The 21,882-nt window shown below is 28.0% G+C and carries 25 protein-coding genes; 8 read left to right on the top strand and 17 right to left on the bottom strand.

All coding sequences use genetic code 11. From position 1 onward, the window contains the following. Positions 1-101 precede the first annotated feature (101 nt). Complete coding sequence (gene upp, locus CRV01_RS10085) at positions 102-725, top strand: uracil phosphoribosyltransferase (protein WP_129008081.1); 624 nt, start codon at positions 102-104, stop codon at positions 723-725. Here the strand turns inward: upp and CRV01_RS10080 are convergent. The 7 genes from CRV01_RS10080 to CRV01_RS10050 form a co-directional block, all read right to left on the bottom strand. Then, positions 722-1,492, bottom strand: coding sequence for a GDP-L-fucose synthase (locus tag CRV01_RS10080; RefSeq protein WP_129008080.1), 771 nt, complete (start codon positions 1,490-1,492; stop codon positions 722-724). The genes upp and CRV01_RS10080 overlap by 4 nt on opposite strands. Positions 1,493-1,496: 4 nt before the next feature. Further along, positions 1,497-2,297, bottom strand: a complete 801-nt coding sequence (locus tag CRV01_RS10075; RefSeq protein ID WP_129008079.1) for an ion transporter — start codon at positions 2,295-2,297, stop codon at positions 1,497-1,499. Between the two features lie 3 nt (positions 2,298-2,300). Further along, positions 2,301-2,690: a DUF423 domain-containing protein gene (locus tag CRV01_RS10070; RefSeq protein ID WP_129008078.1), complete on the bottom strand. Its 390-nt coding sequence runs from the start codon at positions 2,688-2,690 to the stop codon at positions 2,301-2,303. A 41-nt stretch (positions 2,691-2,731) separates the two neighbouring features. Further along, positions 2,732-3,013, bottom strand: a complete 282-nt coding sequence (locus CRV01_RS10065) for a hypothetical protein (RefSeq protein WP_129008077.1) — start codon at positions 3,011-3,013, stop codon at positions 2,732-2,734. A gap of 136 nt (positions 3,014-3,149) precedes the next feature. Then, positions 3,150-3,596: a phosphoribosyltransferase gene (locus CRV01_RS10060; RefSeq protein WP_129008076.1), complete on the bottom strand. Its 447-nt coding sequence runs from the start codon at positions 3,594-3,596 to the stop codon at positions 3,150-3,152. Between the two features lie 9 nt (positions 3,597-3,605). Further along, a complete protein-coding gene (locus tag CRV01_RS10055; protein ID WP_129008459.1) occupies positions 3,606-4,898 on the bottom strand; it encodes an NCS2 family permease in 1,293 nt (430 codons plus the stop codon). A gap of 227 nt (positions 4,899-5,125) precedes the next feature. Beyond that, the gene (locus CRV01_RS10050) at positions 5,126-6,232 is read right to left on the bottom strand and encodes a PLP-dependent aminotransferase family protein (protein ID WP_129008075.1); all 1,107 of its coding nucleotides are present in this window, start codon (positions 6,230-6,232) and stop codon (positions 5,126-5,128) included. Between the two features lie 111 nt (positions 6,233-6,343). On the opposite strand from CRV01_RS10050, the gene CRV01_RS10045 reads away from it, so the two are divergent. The 7 genes from CRV01_RS10045 to CRV01_RS10015 all read left to right on the top strand — a co-directional run bounded on the left by CRV01_RS10045 (position 6,344) and on the right by CRV01_RS10015 (position 13,910). Further along, positions 6,344-7,204: a GyrI-like domain-containing protein gene (locus CRV01_RS10045; RefSeq protein WP_129008074.1), complete on the top strand. Its 861-nt coding sequence runs from the start codon at positions 6,344-6,346 to the stop codon at positions 7,202-7,204. Between the two features lie 143 nt (positions 7,205-7,347). Continuing rightward, positions 7,348-9,702 carry a methyl-accepting chemotaxis protein gene (locus tag CRV01_RS10040; RefSeq protein WP_129008073.1) on the top strand — a complete coding sequence of 785 codons (2,355 nt, stop codon included), beginning with the start codon at positions 7,348-7,350 and terminating at the stop codon, positions 9,700-9,702. 87 nt (positions 9,703-9,789) lie between these two features. After that, on the top strand, positions 9,790-10,455 hold the full coding sequence (gene aat / locus CRV01_RS10035; RefSeq protein ID WP_129008072.1) for a leucyl/phenylalanyl-tRNA--protein transferase: 666 nt from the start codon (positions 9,790-9,792) through the stop codon (positions 10,453-10,455). Positions 10,456-10,575: 120 nt separating this feature from the next. Then, complete coding sequence (locus CRV01_RS10030; protein WP_129008071.1) at positions 10,576-11,070, top strand: hypothetical protein; 495 nt, start codon at positions 10,576-10,578, stop codon at positions 11,068-11,070. 93 nt (positions 11,071-11,163) lie between these two features. Continuing rightward, positions 11,164-11,370 (top strand): heavy-metal-associated domain-containing protein, encoded by a 207-nt coding sequence (locus CRV01_RS10025; protein ID WP_129008070.1) that lies wholly within the window; start codon positions 11,164-11,166, stop codon positions 11,368-11,370. Between the two features lies 1 nt (position 11,371). Further along, on the top strand, positions 11,372-11,731 hold the full coding sequence (locus CRV01_RS10020; protein WP_129008069.1) for a helix-turn-helix transcriptional regulator: 360 nt from the start codon (positions 11,372-11,374) through the stop codon (positions 11,729-11,731). A gap of 4 nt (positions 11,732-11,735) precedes the next feature. Beyond that, positions 11,736-13,910 carry a cation-translocating P-type ATPase gene (locus CRV01_RS10015; protein ID WP_129008068.1) on the top strand — a complete coding sequence of 725 codons (2,175 nt, stop codon included), beginning with the start codon at positions 11,736-11,738 and terminating at the stop codon, positions 13,908-13,910. Here the strand turns inward: CRV01_RS10015 and CRV01_RS10010 are convergent. The 10 genes from CRV01_RS10010 to CRV01_RS09965 form a co-directional block, all read right to left on the bottom strand. Continuing rightward, entirely contained in the window at positions 13,907-15,094 is a 1,188-nt protein-coding gene (locus CRV01_RS10010) for a tetrahydrodipicolinate N-succinyltransferase N-terminal domain-containing protein (RefSeq protein WP_129008067.1), read from the bottom strand. The genes CRV01_RS10015 and CRV01_RS10010 overlap by 4 nt on opposite strands. Before the next feature lie 55 nt (positions 15,095-15,149). Then, the gene (locus CRV01_RS10005) at positions 15,150-16,997 is read right to left on the bottom strand and encodes a primosomal protein N' (protein WP_129008066.1); all 1,848 of its coding nucleotides are present in this window, start codon (positions 16,995-16,997) and stop codon (positions 15,150-15,152) included. Next, positions 16,997-17,428 (bottom strand): prepilin-type N-terminal cleavage/methylation domain-containing protein, encoded by a 432-nt coding sequence (locus tag CRV01_RS10000; RefSeq protein WP_129008065.1) that lies wholly within the window; start codon positions 17,426-17,428, stop codon positions 16,997-16,999. The genes CRV01_RS10005 and CRV01_RS10000 overlap by 1 nt, the downstream gene beginning before the upstream one ends. A 5-nt stretch (positions 17,429-17,433) precedes the next feature. Continuing rightward, positions 17,434-17,643 carry a hypothetical protein gene (locus CRV01_RS09995; protein WP_129008064.1) on the bottom strand — a complete coding sequence of 70 codons (210 nt, stop codon included), beginning with the start codon at positions 17,641-17,643 and terminating at the stop codon, positions 17,434-17,436. Continuing rightward, positions 17,633-17,836 (bottom strand): cell division protein ZapB, encoded by a 204-nt coding sequence (locus CRV01_RS09990; RefSeq protein ID WP_129008458.1) that lies wholly within the window; start codon positions 17,834-17,836, stop codon positions 17,633-17,635. Before CRV01_RS09990 ends, CRV01_RS09995 begins: the two co-directional genes overlap by 11 nt. 62 nt (positions 17,837-17,898) lie before the next feature. Next, positions 17,899-18,297 (bottom strand): TerB family tellurite resistance protein, encoded by a 399-nt coding sequence (locus CRV01_RS09985; protein WP_129008063.1) that lies wholly within the window; start codon positions 18,295-18,297, stop codon positions 17,899-17,901. Between the two features lie 97 nt (positions 18,298-18,394). After that, positions 18,395-19,090 carry an ABC transporter ATP-binding protein gene (locus CRV01_RS09980; RefSeq protein ID WP_129008062.1) on the bottom strand — a complete coding sequence of 232 codons (696 nt, stop codon included), beginning with the start codon at positions 19,088-19,090 and terminating at the stop codon, positions 18,395-18,397. Continuing rightward, positions 19,083-19,850 (bottom strand): ABC transporter ATP-binding protein, encoded by a 768-nt coding sequence (locus tag CRV01_RS09975; RefSeq protein WP_129008061.1) that lies wholly within the window; start codon positions 19,848-19,850, stop codon positions 19,083-19,085. The genes CRV01_RS09980 and CRV01_RS09975 overlap by 8 nt, the downstream gene beginning before the upstream one ends. Next, a complete protein-coding gene (locus CRV01_RS09970) occupies positions 19,847-20,893 on the bottom strand; it encodes a branched-chain amino acid ABC transporter permease (RefSeq protein ID WP_129008060.1) in 1,047 nt (348 codons plus the stop codon). Before CRV01_RS09970 ends, CRV01_RS09975 begins: the two co-directional genes overlap by 4 nt. Before the next feature lie 2 nt (positions 20,894-20,895). Then, the gene (locus tag CRV01_RS09965) at positions 20,896-21,792 is read right to left on the bottom strand and encodes a branched-chain amino acid ABC transporter permease (protein WP_129008059.1); all 897 of its coding nucleotides are present in this window, start codon (positions 21,790-21,792) and stop codon (positions 20,896-20,898) included. Positions 21,793-21,882: the final 90 nt, after the last annotated feature.

Here is a 21,882-nt window from a genome sequence, read left to right as displayed (position 1 = left end):
TATCTAAGAATAGGTTAATTTTCAGTAAACTTATCTGCAACTTATAAGTAACTTTTAGATATCATTAATACTTAAAAACAAAAATAATCAGGAATTTTATTATGTATAAAGAAAGCTCAAATGTAGTTGTAAAACACTTAGTAAATAGACTAAGAGATGTTAGAACTGCTTCTAATGAATTTAGACTTACTATAGAAGAAATCTCAAGAATTATTGCTGCAGAAGCTTTAGAGGATTTTGAAACTATCACAACTAATATAGAAACTTGGCAAGGTTCATTAGATGTACAGATGTTAGAAGTACAAAAATTAGTTTTAGTTCCAATACTAAGAGCTGGAGAACCAATGTTAACAGGTATTTTAAGAACTTTACCTTATGCAAAAAGTGGTTTTTTAGCAATGAAAAGAGATGAAGAAACTGCCCTGTCTAAACTTTTTTATGAAAATATTCCAAATTTAGAGGGAAGAACTGTTTTATTATTAGATCCAATGATTGCTACTGGTGGTTCTTTAATTGATGGAATTGATTACTTAAAAAACAAAGGTGCAAAAAGAATTATCTCTTTAAATATTTTAGGGGCTCCTGAAGGAATTGAAGCAGTACAAAGTGCTCACCCAGATGTAGATATTTATATTGCACAAATTGATGAAAGACTTGATGAAAATAAATATATTAGACCAGGTTTAGGGGATGCAGGAGATAGAGCATTTAACACTAATCGTTAGTACTCATACTCTAAAGGGTTTGGATATTTATATCTAAATCCTTCTTTTTCAATTTTACTTCCATCTATTAATCTTTGTTTATACTCTTTTTTATTTTTAAATACAGGTTTAGCAAAACCAAATTTTGAGGCATTTTTAAAATATATCTCTTTTCTAGTTGGATGTTCATAGCTACAAAGATTATAAATACCTTTTAAGTCCTTTTCTAAAGCAAATTTAGTTGCTCTTATTACATCATCAAGATGAACATAATTTACTTTTACATCTTCACTATCAAGCTCTTTTCCTGCAAAATATCGTCCAGAAACTCTATTTGCTCCCATAAGTCCTGCACATCTAAAAATAAGATCTGTTTTGCCTTCGATTAATTTTTCTATATCATAAATTTTTTGTGATTTAGCATTTGTAAATACTTCATCTTCAGTAAAAGTTTTTTCTTCATCTGGATAAATAGAAGTTGAACTAATAAAAATAATTTTTTCTATAGTTTCAATTTTTTTATGGGAATATATTTTTTCTAAAAAACCTTTAAAATCTTGAAACTTTGATGGAGGAAAATTTATAAACAAATAGTTTGTATCTAAAAGTTCATCTAAATTTTCTAATGAGGTTTCATTTAATACAAAAGGAAATAAACCTTCTTTTTCAAAAGCTTCTTTTTTTTCTTTTATTCTAACAGAAACTTTTACTTTGTAATTTTCTTTTAAACTTAATGCCAAAGGGTGACCTAGCCACCCTGCTCCCAATATTGAAACTGTTTTTTTCATAATTCTACTCTTTCTTCTTTAGGTCTTGAACCTCTTGTCTTAAAGTTTTAATCTCTTCTAATAAAACATCTAATTTTTTACTATCTTCATGTACTTCCTCGTGGAAATCTGCTTCTTGAATTTTTTGCATTTCACCAATGATAACAGCAACAAAAAGGTTAAAAAATACAAATGCCGCAATAATAACGAAAGATACAAAATAAATCCAAGCCATTGGATAAACTTCCATTGCTTCATACATTACATCTGTCCAATCTTCAAAGGTAAGAACTCTAAATAGTGTAAGCATAGACACTAAGAAGTCTTTCCATAATCCAGATGGTAAATCTTGGAAGTAAAAATTCCCAATAATTGCATAAATATAAAAAATAATAAACATTAAAATCACAATATCAATAATTGAAGGAATAGCCTTAATTAGCATATCAATAATTGCTTTTAACTCAGGACGTGCAGTAAATAGTCTTAATACTCTAAATACTCTCAACATCCTTGCAATTGCTGCAAAACCTGATTGTTCTAGTGGTAAAAGAGTAATAACAACAATAGTAAAATCAAAAACATTCCATCCAGATTTGAAAAAGTTTATTAACTTCTTTTCTGCTACCATTTTTATGGCTATTTCAAATATAAAATATATAGTTACAAAAATATCTGCAAACTGTAAAAATATCGCATAATTAGTCTCTACTTCATCTATTGTTTTAAATCCTAAAACTGAAGCATATGCTAAAATAATAAAAGTTGTAAGGTTAGAAAACCATCTTGCATCTCTTATATGCTCAATTCTATCAATTACGTTCATCTACTATTTTTCCTTATAAAATGAAATTGCTAAAATAATCCATGCAATAATTAGAAGTGTTCCTCCAATAGGAGTGATTGCACCTAATATTGGCATATTTAATAAAACTAAAGTATATAATGAAAATGAAAAAATTATCATTCCTACTAAAATAAGCCAAGCTGCTATTTTTACACCCTTTGAATCTGGCTTTAAATACATCATAAATGTTGCTGCAAAAAGTCCTAAGGTGTTATAAAAATGATATTCAACACCAGTATTATACGTTACTAATAACTGTGCTGAAACAATTGCTTTTAAACCATGTGCTCCAAAAGCCCCAATTGCAATGGCAAGTGCCATCATGATAGAAGAAATAGTTAGAAAAAATCTAACATTTTTATTTATATTCATTTACTTTTCCCAAATTTTTTGGGAAGTATAGCTAAAAAAGATTAATCGTTTTCTTTATTTTTTTTCTCTTTCTTTTTTGAAGAAAAACCTGCACCTTTTTTCTCTTTTTTTATTAAATCAAGGTCATTAATTAAAGTTTTATAATCCATACCTTCTTGATTCATTTTTGCAAAACAAGCTGCTACTGCTGCAATTGCATTTGGTACTTGCTCTTTTTTCTTGTAAGATTGAATATTCTTTTCACTAACTTTAATTAAAGCTGTGAATTTTGGTATTGTAAGTTCTGCATCCAATAAAAGTTTTTTAAATTCAATAAAAGTCATCTCGTCCTATTCCATAATTTAAATTTGTGAAAACATTATACAATAAAATCACTTGAAATTTATCTAAAATAGTAAAGACTTATATAGAAAGTATATAATTTATAGAGAATAACAGTTTAGATTAAAATCTAAACTGTTACTTAACGTCAACTTCCCAGAAGAAGTCAATCCATTTATCAGCTTCTTTTACAGAATAGTCAGGTTGTAAAACCGCTGTTTCTTTTCTAAAGATTGTTGCTAATTTGAACTCAACTTTAGGAAATTTTTCATGTAATACTTTTAAAATTTCTCTCATTGTTTCACCAGAGTCAACAATATCATCAATAATTAGTACTCTTTTTGCATGAGATACATCAGGAATATTGAAAATATTAAATGTATCAAGTTTTAATTCACCTTCATAGTGAATAGAATTTAATGCATATAAATTTCTCATATCCATTGCTTGTGCCATTAGATGTGCTAAAGTTAAACCACCTCTTGCAACTGCTAAAAGAACATCTGGTTCAAAACCTCTACACTTATCAACTAAAGCTTGTGTGTCATCTCTAAACTCTTCGTAACCGTAATAATATTTTTCCAAAAAAAACCCTTATAAAATAAATGCTAATAAACTTATGAATGTAATTACTAGAATTCCTAAGTTTAAATCTTTGTATTGATTCTTAGCTAGTTTAATAATTGTATATACTATGAATCCTGCAGCAATACCATTTGTAATTGAAAAAGTTAATGGCATTAAAACTACAATAAAAAATGCACCTGCACTTGTTGCTAAATCAGTTTCTTCAAAGTTGATTTTTCCTAACTCTGTAAACATTAATACTCCAACAACAACTAAAACAGGATAAATTGCATTTCCTGGAATTGATTTAAATAATGGTAACATAAAAAGAGTACAAACAAAAAATGCAGCTGTAAATACAGCAGTTAAACCTGTTCTTCCACCTGCTTCAACTCCAGAAGCACTTTCAATAAATGCAGTTGTAGTTGATACACCAAGTAAAGAACCAGCAGTAGTTGCCATTGCATCTGCTTCTAAAGTTTTTTGTAAAGATTTGTCATCTTTATTATTTTCTTGGAATAATTCTGCTCTTGTACCAACACCAGTTAAAGTTCCTAATGTATCGAACATATCAGTAATTAAAAATGTAATGATTACAGGAAGTAAAGATAGAGTTAATGCACTAGCAATATCAAGTTCAAGTGCAATTGGTGCAATAGATGCAGGAGCACTAAAAAACTCTGTTGGTAAATTACCTAAACCTGATATCCAGGCAACAATAGATGTAATTGCTATAGAAAGTACAAATGCCCCTTTAACTTTATAAGAGTAAAAAGCAAAAGATAATACTAATCCTAAAACTCCAAGTAAAACATTAGAGTTAGAAAAATCACCAAGTGAAACTAATGTAGCTTGATTATCAACAATCATACCCATTTGTTTTAAACCAATAAAGGCAATAAAAGTACCAATACCAGCAGAAATTGCACGTCTTAGATTCATAGGAATAGAAGTCATAATCCAAACTCTAAAGTTCGTAAAAGATAGAATCACAAATAAAATACCAGAAAGAAAAACAATTCCAAGTGCTGTTTGCCAAGGTATTTTCATTCCTAATACTAATCCATAAGAGAAGTATGCATTTAATCCCATTCCAACTGACATAGCAATTGGAGTATTAGACCATAAACCACTAAATAGTGTTGCTAAAATAGTAATTAACGCAGTTGCTGTGATTACTGCTTCCATTGGAAGTCCTGCATCGGCTAAAATAAAACCATTTACAGGAACAATATACATCATTGTTAAAAATGTTGTAAATCCAGCAGAAAATTCAGTAAAAACATTTGTTTTATGTTCGTTTAGCTTAAACATAAATATGTCCTTAAATTTTAAAATTAAGGGACGATTATACAAAATTTTAGCTCTATTCTTACTAAAAAAATGTATAAAATATGCAACTTTCTTATATAAAATAATTTTACTATTTACTTATTTTTTTTACTATTGTCTTAATAGCTACTTATAACTACACTTTGAAACTAATTATAAAAACAAATCTTTTAAATGTATATTTCTCTTCATTTATATCAAAATATATAACTAACTTATCGTTTAGTTAATTCTGACAATAATTTTATTCCTTTTTTTGTCTTTTTAAAATCACAATTTGTAAAATTAAATCTTGCTTCATTACTTTTTTGATTATCAAAATAGAAAACTTCTGCAGGTACAAAAGCAACATTTTCTTTTAATGCTTCTTTTGCTAGATTCATACTGTCATCAATATTATTAAATCTTCCATATATAAACATTCCACCTTTTGGTCTTTTAAACTCAAAATTTGGTAGATATTTTTCCATACAATCTGCCATAAAATTCATTCTTTTTTTATAGTTTTTTGCATTCTTTTTAATATGTTTAAATACATCATTTTCATCTAAATATGTATCAATTAACATTTGATTAAAAGTAGAAGTATGTAAATCTAAAGACTCTTTTACAGCTAATATTTTCTCAATTAACTCTTTATTTGCTCTAATCCAACCTACTCTAAGACCTGGAGCAACAATTTTAGAAAATGTTCCTAAATGATAAGACTTATCTTTATAAAGTCGTGAAATAGGTTTTCTAATTTTCCCATCAAAACTTAATAGACTATATGCAGCATCCTCAATAAAATAAACATCTTTTTTATGTAAAATATTAGCAAACTCTTCTCTTTGTTTTTTTGTATATGTATTTGTAGATGGATTTTGATAATCACTTACACTATAAACGATATCATCTTTTTTTAATATGTTTTGAAGTTGCTCAAATGTTTTAAACTCTTGAATATTTGTTTTCAAGATTTTAAAAGCTGATAAAGCTCCAATATAAGAAGGACTTTCAACCACTAAATTTTTAGCATCTAAACTTTTTAAAATAATATCAAATGCTTGTTGACTCCCTGTTGTAATTAATATTTCATCTTTGCTTGTCTCAAAATCATAATATTTAGTATAAAAACTAGCTATTTTTTCTCTTAAAGAATCAACACCTTGAGATTTACTATATTGTAATGAGTTTTTATTTTTAAATACTTTTTTTGATGCTTTTTTTAACTGTTTTGATGGAAATAGATCCTCATTTGGCAAGCCACCAGCAAAAGAGATAGTATTTTCATCAATTGCATCAAGTATTTCCCTAATATATGACCTTTTTAAATTGTTCATTACTTTTCCTTTTTTTTAATTATCTAAACTTTACTCTTTTTTTTAATTTTATTCTTTATCCTAAATTTCATTTTTTTTGTTCTATATTGCTATTTTTGATATAATTAATTTATGAAAAAAGATACAAAGATAATTCGTTCTAAAATTGTTAACGATACAATTTACTATATAAATAAAAATATTGAACTAAATATAACTTTAGAAGAGTTAGCAAAAAAAAATTCAGTAAGTAAATATCACTTCCATAGAATCTTTAAAGAAGAGACTGGAATGAATCTTTTTGAAATGATTACTTCAATAAGACTTCAAAAAGCTGCAAATCTTTTAATTGTAAATAAATACTCAACTATTAGTGAGATAGCAAATGCATGTGGCTTTAATTCCCATTCCTCTTTTATAAAAGCTTTTAAAAAGAAATTTAATAATACTCCAAAAGAGTGGAAAAAAGATGGTTATAAAAAGTTTTCACAAGAAATTATTAAAAGCTATGAAAGTCTAGAAATAAAAGAAAAAGTAGAGCCTACCATTAAATTTTGTGAAACAGTAAAATGTCTTTATATCAGACATAAAGGTTATGGTAAAAACATTACAAATACTTGGCAAAGACTTCTATCTCTTAGCTTTGAACTAGGAATAAAAGATCCTATTCAAATAGGAATACAACATGATAATCCAACTATTACATTAAAAGAAGAAGCTTCATATATTGCATGCATAAAAATAGATGAACATAAATTTTCTAACCTTCCTATTTTAGAAATTCCAAGTAGTATTTGTGCTGTATTTACCTTAAAAGGAAAATATGGAGATGTACTGAAATATATGGCATATATTTATAATGAATGGCTCCCAAATTCAGGGTATGAAGCAAAAACAATACCATCTTACTCTATATATAAAAAAAATCATTTTCTAGAAAAAGATGAATTTTTTGAATTAGACTTTTTTCTTCCAATAAAAGTAATATACTAAAGTGTCACATTCGTCATATTTGTAATAATTAATAATAACTATCAGAACCCAACTCATCGTACTTTTATCAAATAGCTTTATTTTAAATATATTAATTATAGAGTATAATAATTGCGACCAAAGAAGAAAATAAAGGATAAATAATGATAAAAAATGCTTCTATCAAAGTTAAGCTTTTATCAACCGTAATTATTGCTATTTTAATAGTAGCTCTTTATATGCTATTTGAAGTTGTTTCATCTTTAAAAAATACTTCAACATTGGTAGTAAATCAAACTGAAAAAACTGCCTATGCAAATAAAGAAAAAGAGTTAAAGCATTATGTTTCACTAGCTTTTAAAACAGTTGAGTCATATTATGAAAGAACCTCAAAAGATAAAGTAAAAAGCGAAGTTGAAGATTATATTACAGAACAATCAGGATTTTTGTTTTCTATTATTGAAGCAGAGTATGAAAAGAATAAAAATATTTTAAGTGAACAAGAACTAAAGAAAAGAATAAAATCAATTGTTGAAGATACAAGATATGGAACCTCAGGATATTTTTGGATAAATGATTTCGATTATAAAATGGTAATGCACCCAATCAAAAAAGAGTTAAGTGGACAATATTTTAAAAACACTCCTAAAGTTCCCTTTGTAGAACTTGGTGTAGAGGCACTAAATAAAAATAAAGAAGATAAAGCATTTATAGAATATTCATTTTATAACCCAAGTAGCAAAAAAACTGTATTTAAAGCTTCTATTGTAAAAGTATTTAAGCCATATAACTGGATTATAGGTACTGGTGCTTATATTGATGATATCAATGAAAAGATGAAAGAAGAAGCACTAAAAGCAATAGAAAAGATGAAATATGGAAAAACTGGTTATTTTTGGGTAAATGACTCAAATCATGTTGTTTTAGCCCATGGAGCAAAAGCATCTTTAGTTGGAAAAGATATGACTGATTTACAAGATAAAAAAGGAACATATCTTTACCAAGAAATTGTAAAAACTGCAAATGCATCGAAAGATGGTGGTTTAGTTAAGTATTTTTGGACAATTCCTGGTAAAAAAGGTGACTTTGAAAAGTTCTCTTATGTACAAAAATTTGAACCGTGGGATATGATTATAGGTACAGGTGCTTATATAATTGATGCTGAAAAAGAGATTGCAAAATTAAACCAATTAACAGATGAAAACATCACTTCTTCTATTACTAGCTCAATTATTGCAGTTTTAATTTTAATTATAATTTTAACAATTGCTGTTGTTATTATTTTAAATAAAGTTGTATTTAATCCATTAGATTATTTTCAACATGGTTTACTTGATTTTTTTAAATATGTAAATAAAGAGAAAAAAGATATTAATCCAATCAAGATTACTGCAAAAGATGAAATTGGAAAAATGGCATCACTTATTAATGAAAATATAGATAAAACAAAAACAATTATAGAACAAGACAATAAAGTAATAAATGATGTAAAAGTTATTGTAAATAAAGTTAGTGATGGATTATTAGATGAAAGAATTTTAACTTCAACAAATAATGAATCTCTTGAAGAGTTAAAAAATTTACTTAACAATATGCTTGACAATTTAGAAAAACTTGTTGGTAAAAATATCAACAACTTAAGTGATGCATTAGAACAATATGCAAATAGAGACTTTACAAAATCTTTAGATGAAGCAAATAGTGGTAAGATAGGAAGAGATATTTTAGATTTAAATAAAATGATAACTATTATGCTACAAGATAATAAAGAAGATGGTGAGACTTTAAAAGAGAAATCTTTAGAATTATCAACTAATGTTAAAACTCTAAGTGAAAATGCAACAAGTCAAGCTGCTTCTTTAGAAGAAACTGCTGCTTCTATTGAAGAGATAACAGGTAATATTAGACAAACTAATGAAAAAGCACAACAGATGTTAAAGATCTCTTCAGAAACTCAAACTTCTGCTCATAAAGGTAAAGATTTAGCAACTAAAACTTCTGTTTCTATGGAAGAGATTAATGAGAAAGTAACTATGATTAATGAAGCAATTACTGTTATTGATCAAATAGCTTTCCAAACAAATATTCTATCTTTAAATGCAGCAGTAGAAGCAGCAACTGCTGGTGAAGCTGGAAAAGGTTTTGCAGTTGTTGCACAAGAAGTGAGAAATTTAGCTGCAAGATCTGCTCAAGCAGCTAAAGAGATTAAGATTTTAGTAGAAGATGCAACAATTAAAGCTAATGATGGTAAAAATATTAGTTCAGAAATGATCAATGGCTTCCAAGAATTAGAAGATAATATTAAACAAACTAGTAATCTAATTAATGATGTTACAAATGCAGCCAGAGAACAAAGTTCAGGAATGAACCAAATTAGTGATGCAGTAAATCAACTAGATAGATTTACTCAAGAAAATGCTTCTATTGCAGATAAAACTAATTATATTTCGCAAGAAACAAATTCAATTGCAAATGATATTGTGGAAGCAACAAATAAAAATAAATTTCACCAAAAATAAAAAAAAATCAAACTAGATGAAATCTTTCATTCTAGTTTGATTTTTAAAACTTAAGATTCTTTAATTTTTTTTAGATAATATTCATCCATGACACTTTTAGAACCAATTGAAAAAATATACTTACTTGATGAAGATAACTTTGACTTTCCTACTTTAGATATGATGAATAATGATTTAGTTGCAGTTGGAGGAGACTTTCATCCACAAAGACTACTAAATGCTTATAAAAATGGTTTATTCCCTTGGTTCATGGATGAATATAATCATATTCACTGGTTTTCTCCTCAACAAAGAATGGTCTTATACCCAGAAGAAATGAAGGTATCAAAAAGCCTTAAAAAGACAATCAAAAACAAAGGTTTTGTTGTAAAAACAAATGAAAACTTTGAAGAGGTTATGAAAAATTGTGCAAGTATTAAAAGAAAACATGAAGATGACACTTGGATAAATGATTATTTTATTCAAGCATATACAAACCTTCATAAACTAGGATATGCATACTCTATAGAAACATACTTAAATGATGAATTAGTTGGTGGTCTTTATGGAGTTTTAATAGATGATGTTTTTTGTGGAGAGAGTATGTTTGCTAAAGTTAGTGATGCTTCAAAAGTTGCTTTTTATCATCTATGCAAACAAGCAAAAGAAAATGGCATAAACCTAATTGATTGTCAAGTACATAATGAACACTTAGAAAGTCTTGGAGCCAAAGAAATTCCAAGAGAAGAATATTTTAAGATGTTAAAAAAATAAATCTATAACTTTACAAATAGATTAAAATTAAAATTTTATTAAATAATTTTTATTTTGCTTAACTAACTCTTTGATAAATTTAAGAAGTGAAATTGCTATTTACCAATATAAGGAGTTAGCATGTTTTCTTTACTTCACTTACATATTATTGCTTTTATTATAACTTTAGTTAACATAATCATCTTTAATAAAAATATATCAAAAAATTTAGGTTCTAAATATTTTTTGATAAACTATATTTACCATCACCATAAACAACTTAGTTGCTTTATTATAATGTATCCATTTATAATTATTTTAATCTATTTTTTAGCAACAAATATATTTTTATTTAGCTCATTTTTTATAGCGATTCTTCATGTTTATTTCTTATATGAAATTATTTCAAAAAAAGCTATTGTAAAAAGAGAAGCCTATATACATTGGTACAAACAAAATGTTAAGCATAGTTTATCTATGCACACTTATGATATATTCAAAAAAAATTTTAACTTCTTAAATGACAAAGGAAATATTTTCTTTCTATTCAAGTTTGAAGTAATCTTTTTACTTTGTATAATAATTGAAAGTGAAGTTCTAAATGAACTTTTTATAATTATTGATAAAATCAAATAATAATATTTCAAAATTTAATTTAACTTACTATTGACATTCTACTTATATGATGATAATATCATATGAAATATTTATCATATAAAAGGAATTATTATGCAAAAAACGTTTAAAGCAAACAATATCAATTGTCAAAATTGTTCAAATTTAATTAAAGGTTCATTAGAAGAAGAGTTTGGAGAAATAAATGTAGATTTAACAAAAAGTCCAAAAGAAGTAACAGTTGAAATAGCTGATGAATCAAGTGAAGCAAAATTTAAAGAAGAGATGAAAGACCTTGGGTTTGAAATTATAGAAAACTAAAATGTGTGCTTGTGAAGAAAAAAAACTAATTAGATCTTGTTGTGAAGATATTAGTTATATTTCTGATATAACTAAAGTTCTTCCTTCACAAGATAAATTAATAGATATATCAAATGTATTTAAAGCACTTGCTGACCCAACTAGAGCAAAAATGCTATATGCATTAATAGATTATGAGATATGTGTTGGAGAGATGACAAATTTACTTGAAATCCCTCAATCTCATGTTTCTCATCAGTTAAGAACTCTTAAAAAATATGGAATAGTTGATTTCAAAAAAGATAAGAAAATGTCTTTTTATTTCATAAAAGATAAATACATAAAAGATTTACTAAAACTAATCCTAAAAGAAAAGGTGTAACCCTATGTCAAAAGAGAAAATAAATTTAAACATCTCAGGTATGACTTGTGTTAATTGCTCAAATGGAATTGAAAAGTTTTTAAATAAACAAAAGGGTGTTGAAAGTACAAAAGTAAGTTTTGCTTCTAGTGAAGGAGAGTTTACTATTGATACTGAAACTATGACAAAAGATACCCTTGTAAAAAAAATTGAACTTCTTGGATATAAAGTTGAAGAAGATTTTTCCCACCTAGAAAAAGCCCAAGAAAAAGAGTTTAAAAATCTTAAAAACCTTTTCTCTATTTCAATGACTATAACTGCATTTATGTTTATAATCATGTTTTCAAGTATAGTTGATGTATCAGCCAAACAATATGCTATCTTCGCACTTGCAACAGTTGTACAGTTTTTTTGTGGTGCTAGATTTTATAAATTAGCATATAAAGCTTTAAGTAACAGAAACTATGACATGAATGTTTTAGTTGCCCTAGGAACAAGTGCTGCATACTTTTATTCTACTTTTGTTGTGTTCTTCCCTAACCTATTCCCAGAACATTTAAGGTTCCTATATTTTGATGGAGCAGCTGTTATTATTTCATTTGTATTATTAGGAAGATTTTTAGAAGAACGCTCAAAACAAAAAGCAAGTGATTTCTTAAAAAAACTAATGACTTTAGCTCCTAGCATAGCAAATCTACTAGATGAAAAAGAAAATTCTAAAGAAATACTTGCAAGCGAACTTAAAATAGATGATAAGATTTTAGTTAAAACAGGAGAAAAGATACCTGCTGATGGAGAGATTATAAAAGGTCGTGCAGATATAGATACTTCAATGATTACAGGTGAATCAATGCCTGTCTTTAAAGAAGTAGGAGATGAAGTATTATCAGGAACTTTAAACACAAATGGTGTAATCACAGTAAAAGTGACAAAACTAGCAAGTGATACAACTTTATCAAAGATAATCAATCTTTTAAAATCAGCTCAAAGTAAACAAATACCTATTAGTAGATTTGCAGATAAAATAGCAAATATCTTTGTACCTTCTGTAATTATTATAGCTATGGCTACTTTTATTATATGGGCAGTAGTTGGAGAGATGCAAAATGCTATCTTAGCAAGTATCTCGGTACTTATTATCTCTTGTCCTTGTGCTTTAGGACTTGCTACTCCAATTGCAATTGTAAGTTCTGTAAGTAAAGGAGCGAAAGAAGGTATTTTAATCAAAAACCCTGAAGTCTTAGAAGTTATTAAAGATATACAATATGCAGTTTTTGATAAAACAGGAACTTTAACAAAAGGTGAAATAGCTGTAACTAAAACAGATATAGATGAAAAATACTTCTCTAAAATATTAGCTGTTGAAAGTTTAAGTGAACACCCTATTTCTAAAGCTGTTGTAAACTATTTAAAAGATATAGAAAAACAAAACTATGAGGTAGAAGATTTAGAAATCCTTGCAGGAAGAGGAATAAAAGCTAAAATAGATAATCAGTTAATTTTACTTGGAAACAGACAACTTTTAGAAGAGAATAATATTTCAATAAAAGAGTCTCACTTAGAGTTTTATAATGAAAGATTAGAGTTAGCAAATGGTGTTATCTTAGCTTCTTTAGAAAATGAAAGTATTGGTTCATTTGCCCTTGAAGATGAACTAAAAGAGAATGCAGAAGAGTTAATTGAAAATCTAAAAAAACAAAATATCAAAGCTATTTTATTAACAGGAGATAATAAAATTACTGCTTCTAAAATTGCTTCTAAAATTGGTATTGATGAAGTTTATAGTGAAGTTATTCCAACACAAAAATTCGATGTAATTAAAAAAGTTCAAGAAAAAGGTAAAGTTATGTTTGTAGGAGATGGAATAAATGATGCTCCATCAATCAAACAAGCTAATATTGGAGTAACTTTAAACTCTGGAGCTGATATAAGTAAAGATGCAGGAGATATAATTTTAGTAAACAATGAGCTTAACTCTATTTCTAAAAGTATTAAACTATCAATTGAAACAATGAAGATTATAAAACAAAATCTTTTCTGGGCGTTTATTTATAATGCAATAGGTATTCCACTTGCAGCAGGCATTTTATATCCATTCTTTGGACTTATGTTATCACCAGTATATGCAGGAATAGCTATGAGTTTTAGTTCAGTTACAGTTGTTCTAAATTCACTTAGACTAAAGCTTAAAAAGCTTTAGTGTAAGTCTGAGTTTAATTTAACTTCTCTTGTTGATCTCATTGCAACTGTTTGACCAGTTTGAGAGTTAACTCTAAAGTGTACTCCATTAACACCTAAGAAATCCATACCTTTCATAACAGTAGAAATTTCTTTATCTGGGTTAATCTCTTTTAATTGCTCAACTGCTTTTTCAGAAAGAGTAATTTTAGTACCTGGTAAAATTGTTACACCTGCATCTAAGATACAAGAATCACCAATTGCAGTACCAGTACAAGAATTAGCACCTAATAATGTATTCTCACCAATAGTTACAGGAACACCATCAGTACCAGAAAGAACACCAAGAATTGAAGCTCCTCCACCAACATCAGAACCAGCACCTACTTTTGCACTTGAAGAAATTCTACCTTCAACCATAACTGCACCTTCAGTTCCAGCATTAAAGTTAATATATGCAGCACCAGGCATTACAGTAGTTCCAGCTGCTAATTGAGCACCAAATCTAACTTTATTTGTATCTAAAATTCTTGTGTTATCTGCAGGAATTACATGGTCTAAGAATTGAGGGAATTTATCAACTTTTGTAATACTTGGATATTTTCCAGATAGTTTTAATGAAATTTCATTTTCTCTTAACCAGTCTAATTCAATTGGTTGATTTCCAACCCAAGCACTATTATGTAATTGACCAAAGGCACCATCAAGATTTAAACCTCTAAGTGCTGCTTTTCCAGTTGATAAAGCATAAAGTTTTAAATATACAGACTCTGCACTTGTTGGGTTTGTATCTTCAAAAATAAATACAACTTTATAATCATCAGCAGTAAGACCTGAATCAATTGGTAACGAAGCTAAAGTAGAAATAACTTGAACATTTCTATGCTCTTGTCCTTTTGCTTCTGAAATATATGGTCTAAAAGACTCAATACAAGTTGTTAAAAATTTGTCACTGATATTAAATACTAATTCTGATTTAGAAGTATCAATTTCTTCACCTGCTTCTTTTAATGCATTTAAAAAAATCGCAGCACTTCCATAGTTTTCTTCCCAGTTTACTACAGGATATGTTGCTTGTAAAATTTTTTCAGGGTTTAATTGTCCTCTATCTACTTTTGCGATACCAAAACCAATTGGATTTTTGTACCAGTCTTGAGATTGGATATTTGATACTAGTTCTTTAAAATCATCTTTTGTAAAAGCCATTATTTTTCCTTATTATTTTTAGGCTCGATTATACAATAAGAAGACTAAAGATTAATTAATAGACTGTATCCATATCAATGGATGCCATAGAAGAATCAATGCTATGTAAGGCTTGTAATAAGGCTTTTACATTTGAAGAACGTAAAATTATTTCATATCTATATTTATTGGCAACTTTAAATATTGCACATTGTCCAAAACCTACTACTTGAATATTCTCTTTTTGTTTTAAAAGTTTAACATATTTGTCTAATTCATCTTTTACTTTAAGTCCATTTGCATGTGCAAATACAACTTTTGCCATTTTTAAAAAAGGAGGATATAAATCTTCTCTAAACTCTAACTCCTCTTTTAAAAAATCTGCATAATCATACTCTTGCAAATATTCTGCAAAGAAATCTTGGTTTTGGGTTTGAACAATTACTTCACCATCACCTTTTCTTCCACTTCTTCCTGCTATTTGAATAAGTAAAGATAGAGCCTTTTCCCTTGCTTTATAAGAGTTCATATTTAAAATTGAATCAATTCCAAGAACAACTGCAAGTTTCACATTATGATAGTCATGACCTTTAGAAAGCATTTGAGTTCCCACTAAAATATCAATTTTATTGTTGTTAAAATCATTTAAAATCTTTTTTAGTTTATTATCTGTTTTAATTTCATCTCTATCAAATCTTTTTACTACTTTTTCAGGGAACATTTCATTTAGCTGTTCTTCAATTTGTGCTGTTCCTACTCTTAGATTATGAATTACTCCATTATTACAAGAAGGACAAGTTTCTGGTATTTTTTGAGCATATCCACAATAGTGACACTTTAAGGCTAAATCATTTTTATGTAAACTCATCGAAACAGAACAATAAGGGCATTCAACTGATTTTCCACAAGTAGTACAAATTTGATATTTATAATTTGCTCTAGTAGGTAAAAATACAATTACTTGATTTTGATTATCTAAAGTCTGTTTTATTTTATTTAATACCTTTAAAGAGATATCTAAAGATGAATCATCAAACTCTATTTTCTTTCTTGTATCATAAAAAGTCTGCTTTAACCTATAAAAAGGTAGCTTTGAAAAAGAAGAGATAGAAGCTGTTGCACTTCCTAAAATAAGTTTAATATCATACTTCTTTGCAATATAAATACTTAAATCTTTTGCATGATATCTTGGCTTTGAATCACTTTTATATGATTCATCATGCTCTTCATCTACAACTATTAATTGTAAATTATCAAAGGGTAAAAAAAGTGCAGACCTAGCTCCTGCTACAAGTTTGATACTTCCTTCTTGTAAACCTTGTAGGATTTCTTCTTTTTTCTTTCTAGTAATTTTTGAATGCCAAATAGCTACAGAAGTAGAAAAAACCTTTTCCAGTCTTTTTTGCATTTGAGGTGTTAAAGAAATTTCAGGCATAAGAAGTACTGCTTGCCCACTTTGATTTAAAACTTCTTCAATAGTTTTTATATAAACTTCTGTTTTACCACTTCCTGTATTTGCAAAAAGTAAAGCTTGTTTTTTATCTTCACAAAAATCATAAGCTTCTTTCTGTTTAGGTGATAACTCTATTTGTGAGTCAAATTCTTGCTTTATATTTTTATTTTCATACTTTTTGTTAAAAGGAATAAAAATACTAAGAGCTTCCCCTAAAGAACACACATAATATTGGGAAATAAATTTTGCTATTTCTAAGGTTTTTGCATCATAAAAGAACTCTGTAATAACCTTTATATCACTACATTTAAAGCTTGGCTTTTCTACTTTTTTAACTACAACAGCATCACTATAGTTTTTTCTATTTCGTAAAGGAACTTCAACTTTAGTTCCAAGTTCTAGTTCTTCTTCATATTGAAAGGTTAAAGGTTCAAGTGGTGATTTTAGTAAAGATACTTCATAATAATTCATTATTCAAACTCTTTACAAAGTTTTAAATCACTTACACAAGAAAATATATCATTTTTAAATCTATACTCTAAAAACTCTTGTTTTGAAATATAAACTCTATATTTATCTTTAGACATTTTGATCCATTTGCCAAGCTCTTTTTGAGATAAGTTTGTTGAAATCAAGGGTACTTGTAAAATATTATCAAAAATCTCTAATCCTTTTTGATTTGTTATTGCATTATCTAAATAAGTAATTTCTGCTTTATTTAGCAATATATTTTTAGTATTTTTTTTCGATATAGCACTATTAATTAATGCTATATCTGCTTTTACAGTAGTTTTTACTGTACTATTTATAGTAGTAGCATATTTACTTATTAGAAAACTCGCAATTATAGAGATAACTACAATTACAATAATAATTTCAATAAGTGAAAATGCCTTTTTCATAAGCTTTATAAGTTTGGTAGTTTTTCAGTTACAGCCTCAACATCATCTTTTAGTCGCACGTATTGCTGAGAAACTCTTATATAAGCTGCTAGCAACTCTTTTGTATCTAAGTTTTTATCTGTAGATAAGTATCTTGTAATTTCATCTTTAAGTTTATCATCTACAGTGATTGTATAAGCCATATTATTTATATGAAATGTCACTTTATTTTCCACTACTCTTTGCCTCAACGAAAGTTAACGTACTATCGATTTTTAAAAGCATATCTTGGTTATTTCTTTCTAATTCATCATTCTCATTTTTTAAATCATCTAAGTCACGTTTTAATAATTCATTCTCTTTTTTAAGAAGTTCATATTCATGTATAAGTTTTTCTATTTTATTATTTAATGTACTGATGATATCCATAGCGATTATTTTATCCAAATAAACCAATTAAATTATTTAAAATGAAAAAAGTTTCATTTTTACTACTCTATAAAGAGCTTGCCTTGGGTATATAATGCTGCTGTTGCTTTTCCCCATTGAGAATAAAACTCTATTTCTTTTTGAGATAATTTAAAGATTTCATTTATCTGGAAAATAAGGTTTCTTTCTTCAAAATCAAACTTATCATCAGCATGAATCAAAATCATTAACTCCAAAATAACTATTTTTTTACTCTTTAAACTTTTAAAGTCTTTTAAAATATTATATAAATCAAAACTTTCTAACTCAAAATCTTCATCATTTTCAATTCCCATTTCTGCACAATATTCTAAAATAACTTCTTGTTCTTTTTCACCATAATCATTGTCAATTCTCGCTAAATAGTGTGCAAGTTGTAAAAATGAGAATTTCTCTTTTGTTTCTAATTTCATTAATAGCATTGTAATCCTAATAAAAATATTTGTATTTATAATTTATAAAGCAATTGTAGTAAATAAAAGTTAATAATAGTTAAATAAAGTATACTTTAAGTGGGTTTTACCCACCTAAATATTTTTCTCTAATTTCATCAGAATCGATAAGTTCAGCTCCAGTTCCTTCTAAAGCTATTTTACCATTTTCTAGAACATAGGCATAATCAGAGATTTCCAATGCAGCAAAAGCATTTTGTTCGACTAATAAAATAGTAATTCCTTCATCTCTTAATCTTTCAATAGTCTTAAAAAGTTCTCCTACAATCTTTGGAGCAAGACCAAGTGATGGTTCATCAAGCATAAGAAGTTTTGGAGAACTCATTAATGCCCTTGCAATAGCAAGCATTTGTTGTTCCCCTCCACTCATAGTTCCAGCTAATTGACCTTTTTTTGCCACAAGTCTAGGAAATAACTCAAACATATGCTCTTGTAGTCTTTCATAATTTTCATCGTTGTTAAAAGCACCCATTCTAAGGTTTTCTTCAATAGTTAAATTCTGAAAACATCTTCTTCCTTCTGGAACTAATGCAATATTATTTTTAATAATTTTATGAGTTTTAAGTTTAGAGATATCATCACCTTTAAAGCTTATTTCACCTGTTTTTTTAACATCATTTACTATTGATTGTAAAGTTGAAGTTTTTCCAGCACCATTACTTCCAATTAATGAAACAATCTGTCCTTCACTTACTTCAAACTCAATACCTTTAACTGCATTTATTAATCCATAATAAACTTTTAAATCTTTTATTTTAAGCATGTTTAAAATCTCCAAGGTAAGCTTTAATTACTTCTTCATCTTTAATTGCATCTTTTATATGTCCTTCAAAGATTGTTTTTCCATAGTCTAAAACCATAACTCTATCACAAAGCTTATTTACAAACTTCATATCATGTTCAATTAGTAAAATTGTTACATCAAATTCATCTCTAATCTTAAAGAAAAGTTCAGCAAGCTCATCTGTTTCTTGAGGATTCATACCTGCTGCTGGTTCATCAAGAAGTAAAAGTTGAGGAGAAGCTGCTAAAGCTCTTGCTATTTCTACTTTTCTTTGACTTCCATAAGATAATGATGTAGCCATTTCATCTGCAAATTGGGAAATACCTAAAACTTCCATAATTTCAAAAGCTCTTTTTCTTACTCTTCTTTCTTCTTTAAAAAATCTTGGTAATCTAAATATTGCTTCTAAATAACTGTATTCAGCTTGATAATCAAAACCTATTAAAATATTGTCTAATACATTCATAGAATTAAAAAGTCTAATATTTTGAAATGTTCTTGCTATTCCTCTATGCACAATTTTATATGGTTTTATTCCATCAATTCTTTGTCCATGAAATTTTACTGCACCTTCTGTTGGTTCATAATTTCCTGTAATAACATTAAACATAGTAGTTTTACCAGCCCCATTTGGACCAATAAGACCATAAATTTCCTTTGCATTTACATGAAAACTTGTGTCTTTTATGGCAGTTACTCCACCAAATTTTTTAGTTACATTTTGTACTTCTAAAATCATTTGTCTGCCTTTTTCTTTTTAAACCATTTTAAGTCAAATAACTCTTTTTTACCCATTACTCCTTCTCTTGCAAATAGCATTACTATAATTAAAATTAAAGAGAAGACAACCATTCTCATACCAGGTGTTCCTTCTGTTTGGAAACCAAAGATATTCATAGGTTCGTCTAGGAATCTCATCCACTCTAAACCAGCCATAACAAAAACTGTTCCTAGAATTGCTCCAGTTGTAGAACCTAACCCACCTAAAATAATGATAATTAGTAATTGGAATGTTAGTAAGAATGTAAATAAATCTGGACTGATTGATGTTAAAAGGGCAGCTAATAAACCACCACCAACACCTTCAAAGAATGCTGACGTACAAAATGCTAAAGTCTTTGTTTTAAAAGTATTTACACCCATTGCAGTAGCTGCATCTTCATCATCTCGCACAGCTTTCATTGCACGACCATATTTTGAGTAGATAATATTTAATATTGCTAAAACTGCAAAAATTGCAATACCTCCTGTCCAATACAAGTTTGAAAATTCAGGAATATCATTTAACCCTAAAGAACCATTTGTAATATGAGGATTGTTTATTGCTAAAATTTTAATAATAAAACCAAAACCTAATGTAACAATTGCAAGATAATCACCTCTTACTCTAAATACAGGAAAAGAAAGGGCTAAAGCTAATAATGCAGAAACAATACCTGCAAAAAGTAAAGCCCAAGCAAAATCCGCTTGCAGTGCTAAAACCCATTGGGCAGGATCTTCTAAATCAAATTGATAAAGCATTGCATCTGCATCAAGAGTTAAAATAGCTGTAACATAAGCACCAACTGCAACAAATCCATTTGGTTCTAAGGATAACTGACCAGTTACACCATTAATAAGATTATATGAAACTGCTAAAATAACAAAAATTGCAACATTATTTATAATTCTTACTGTATATTCATCAAAGGTTACTTGGGCAAACCATGTAAACCATATTGCAGTTAATATAATTGCTAGATTTATCAATCTTTGTTTTGTAAAAATTGCATCGTTCATCATAATTAAAACCTACTCTTTTCTAAATCTTCACCCATAATACCAGTTGGTTTAAATAGAAGTACAAAAATTAAGAAGATAAAGGCAAAGGCATCTTTATATCCACCTAATTCAGGCCAAAAAGCGATTACTACGACTTCTGTAAATCCTATAATAAATCCACCAAGTACTGCTCCTGTTACTGACCCAATACCACCTACAACAGCTGCTGCAAAGGCTTTAAGACCAACTAAAACACCCATCATAGGCTCAACTGAAGGATAATTTACAACCCAGAAAATCCCTCCAACTGCTGCAAGTGCAGAACCAAGTGCAAAAACAATAGAGATAATCATATTTGCATCAATTCCCATTAGATTAACTGTTTTAAAATCAAAAGATAATGCTCTAATTGCCATACCATACTTTGTTTTATAAAGTACCAATAAAATCCCCACTAATAAACCTAAAGTTACAACTGGAACCATAATAGAAGAAACAGTGAAAGTTATCTCAGATATTTTAAATACATGCTCCATATATTCAGGAACAGGAAAGGCTCGTCTTACTCCACCTACAAAAACAGTAAAAGCATTTTCTAAGAAAAATGAAATACCAATTGCTGTAATTAGCAAAGAAATTCTTGGTGCATGTCTTAAAGGCTTATATGCAATTTTATCTGTTAAAATACCTACAAGTGCAGATAAACAAACTGCAAGAAGCACTGCAACAGGAAAAGGTAATCCGAAAACTGCAATACATGCATAAGCTAAAAAGGCACCTACCATCATAATATCACCATGTGCAAAGTTGATAAGCCTTAGCACACCATAAACCATTGTATATCCGATTGCAATAAGGGCATACATACTCCCCAAACTGAAACCGTTTACCATCTGCTGTATAAACGTTGTAATATCCATTCTTTCCCCGATTAATTTTCATAAAATACAATAAAAAAAGCAATCTCTTATTACTATTAAATTACTTTTTTTATTCTAAAAAAAAGCCTA

The sequence above is a fragment of the Arcobacter sp. CECT 8983 genome, from assembly GCF_004118855.1.
Taxonomy (GTDB): Bacteria; Campylobacterota; Campylobacteria; order Campylobacterales; family Arcobacteraceae; genus Halarcobacter.
This window is presented reverse-complemented; position numbering and strand designations above follow the sequence as displayed.

What these genes read in the sequence shown, in the direction of transcription:
- CRV01_RS09965 (WP_129008059.1), bottom strand. Translation starts at nt 21,792, where the DNA reads ATGGATATTACAACGTTTATACAGCAGATGGTAAACGGTTTCAGTTTG.
- CRV01_RS09985 (WP_129008063.1), bottom strand. Translation starts at nt 18,297, where the DNA reads ATGCTATTAATGAAATTAGAAACAAAAGAGAAATTCTCATTTTTACAA.
- aat (WP_129008072.1), top strand. Translation starts at nt 9,790, where the DNA reads ATGACACTTTTAGAACCAATTGAAAAAATATACTTACTTGATGAAGAT.
- CRV01_RS10005 (WP_129008066.1), bottom strand. Translation starts at nt 16,997, where the DNA reads ATGAATTATTATGAAGTATCTTTACTAAAATCACCACTTGAACCTTTA.
- CRV01_RS10015 (WP_129008068.1), top strand. Translation starts at nt 11,736, where the DNA reads ATGTCAAAAGAGAAAATAAATTTAAACATCTCAGGTATGACTTGTGTT.
- CRV01_RS10045 (WP_129008074.1), top strand. Translation starts at nt 6,344, where the DNA reads ATGAAAAAAGATACAAAGATAATTCGTTCTAAAATTGTTAACGATACA.
- CRV01_RS09980 (WP_129008062.1), bottom strand. Translation starts at nt 19,090, where the DNA reads ATGCTTAAAATAAAAGATTTAAAAGTTTATTATGGATTAATAAATGCA.
- upp (WP_129008081.1), top strand. Translation starts at nt 102, where the DNA reads ATGTATAAAGAAAGCTCAAATGTAGTTGTAAAACACTTAGTAAATAGA.
- CRV01_RS10080 (WP_129008080.1), bottom strand. Translation starts at nt 1,492, where the DNA reads ATGAAAAAAACAGTTTCAATATTGGGAGCAGGGTGGCTAGGTCACCCT.
- CRV01_RS10000 (WP_129008065.1), bottom strand. Translation starts at nt 17,428, where the DNA reads ATGAAAAAGGCATTTTCACTTATTGAAATTATTATTGTAATTGTAGTT.
- CRV01_RS10010 (WP_129008067.1), bottom strand. Translation starts at nt 15,094, where the DNA reads ATGGCTTTTACAAAAGATGATTTTAAAGAACTAGTATCAAATATCCAA.
- CRV01_RS10075 (WP_129008079.1), bottom strand. Translation starts at nt 2,297, where the DNA reads ATGAACGTAATTGATAGAATTGAGCATATAAGAGATGCAAGATGGTTT.
- CRV01_RS10070 (WP_129008078.1), bottom strand. Translation starts at nt 2,690, where the DNA reads ATGAATATAAATAAAAATGTTAGATTTTTTCTAACTATTTCTTCTATC.
- CRV01_RS10030 (WP_129008071.1), top strand. Translation starts at nt 10,576, where the DNA reads ATGTTTTCTTTACTTCACTTACATATTATTGCTTTTATTATAACTTTA.
- CRV01_RS10050 (WP_129008075.1), bottom strand. Translation starts at nt 6,232, where the DNA reads ATGAACAATTTAAAAAGGTCATATATTAGGGAAATACTTGATGCAATT.
- CRV01_RS09990 (WP_129008458.1), bottom strand. Translation starts at nt 17,836, where the DNA reads ATGGATATCATCAGTACATTAAATAATAAAATAGAAAAACTTATACAT.
- CRV01_RS10025 (WP_129008070.1), top strand. Translation starts at nt 11,164, where the DNA reads ATGCAAAAAACGTTTAAAGCAAACAATATCAATTGTCAAAATTGTTCA.
- CRV01_RS10065 (WP_129008077.1), bottom strand. Translation starts at nt 3,013, where the DNA reads ATGACTTTTATTGAATTTAAAAAACTTTTATTGGATGCAGAACTTACA.
- CRV01_RS09975 (WP_129008061.1), bottom strand. Translation starts at nt 19,850, where the DNA reads ATGATTTTAGAAGTACAAAATGTAACTAAAAAATTTGGTGGAGTAACT.
- CRV01_RS10040 (WP_129008073.1), top strand. Translation starts at nt 7,348, where the DNA reads ATGATAAAAAATGCTTCTATCAAAGTTAAGCTTTTATCAACCGTAATT.
- CRV01_RS10020 (WP_129008069.1), top strand. Translation starts at nt 11,372, where the DNA reads ATGTGTGCTTGTGAAGAAAAAAAACTAATTAGATCTTGTTGTGAAGAT.
- CRV01_RS09970 (WP_129008060.1), bottom strand. Translation starts at nt 20,893, where the DNA reads ATGATGAACGATGCAATTTTTACAAAACAAAGATTGATAAATCTAGCA.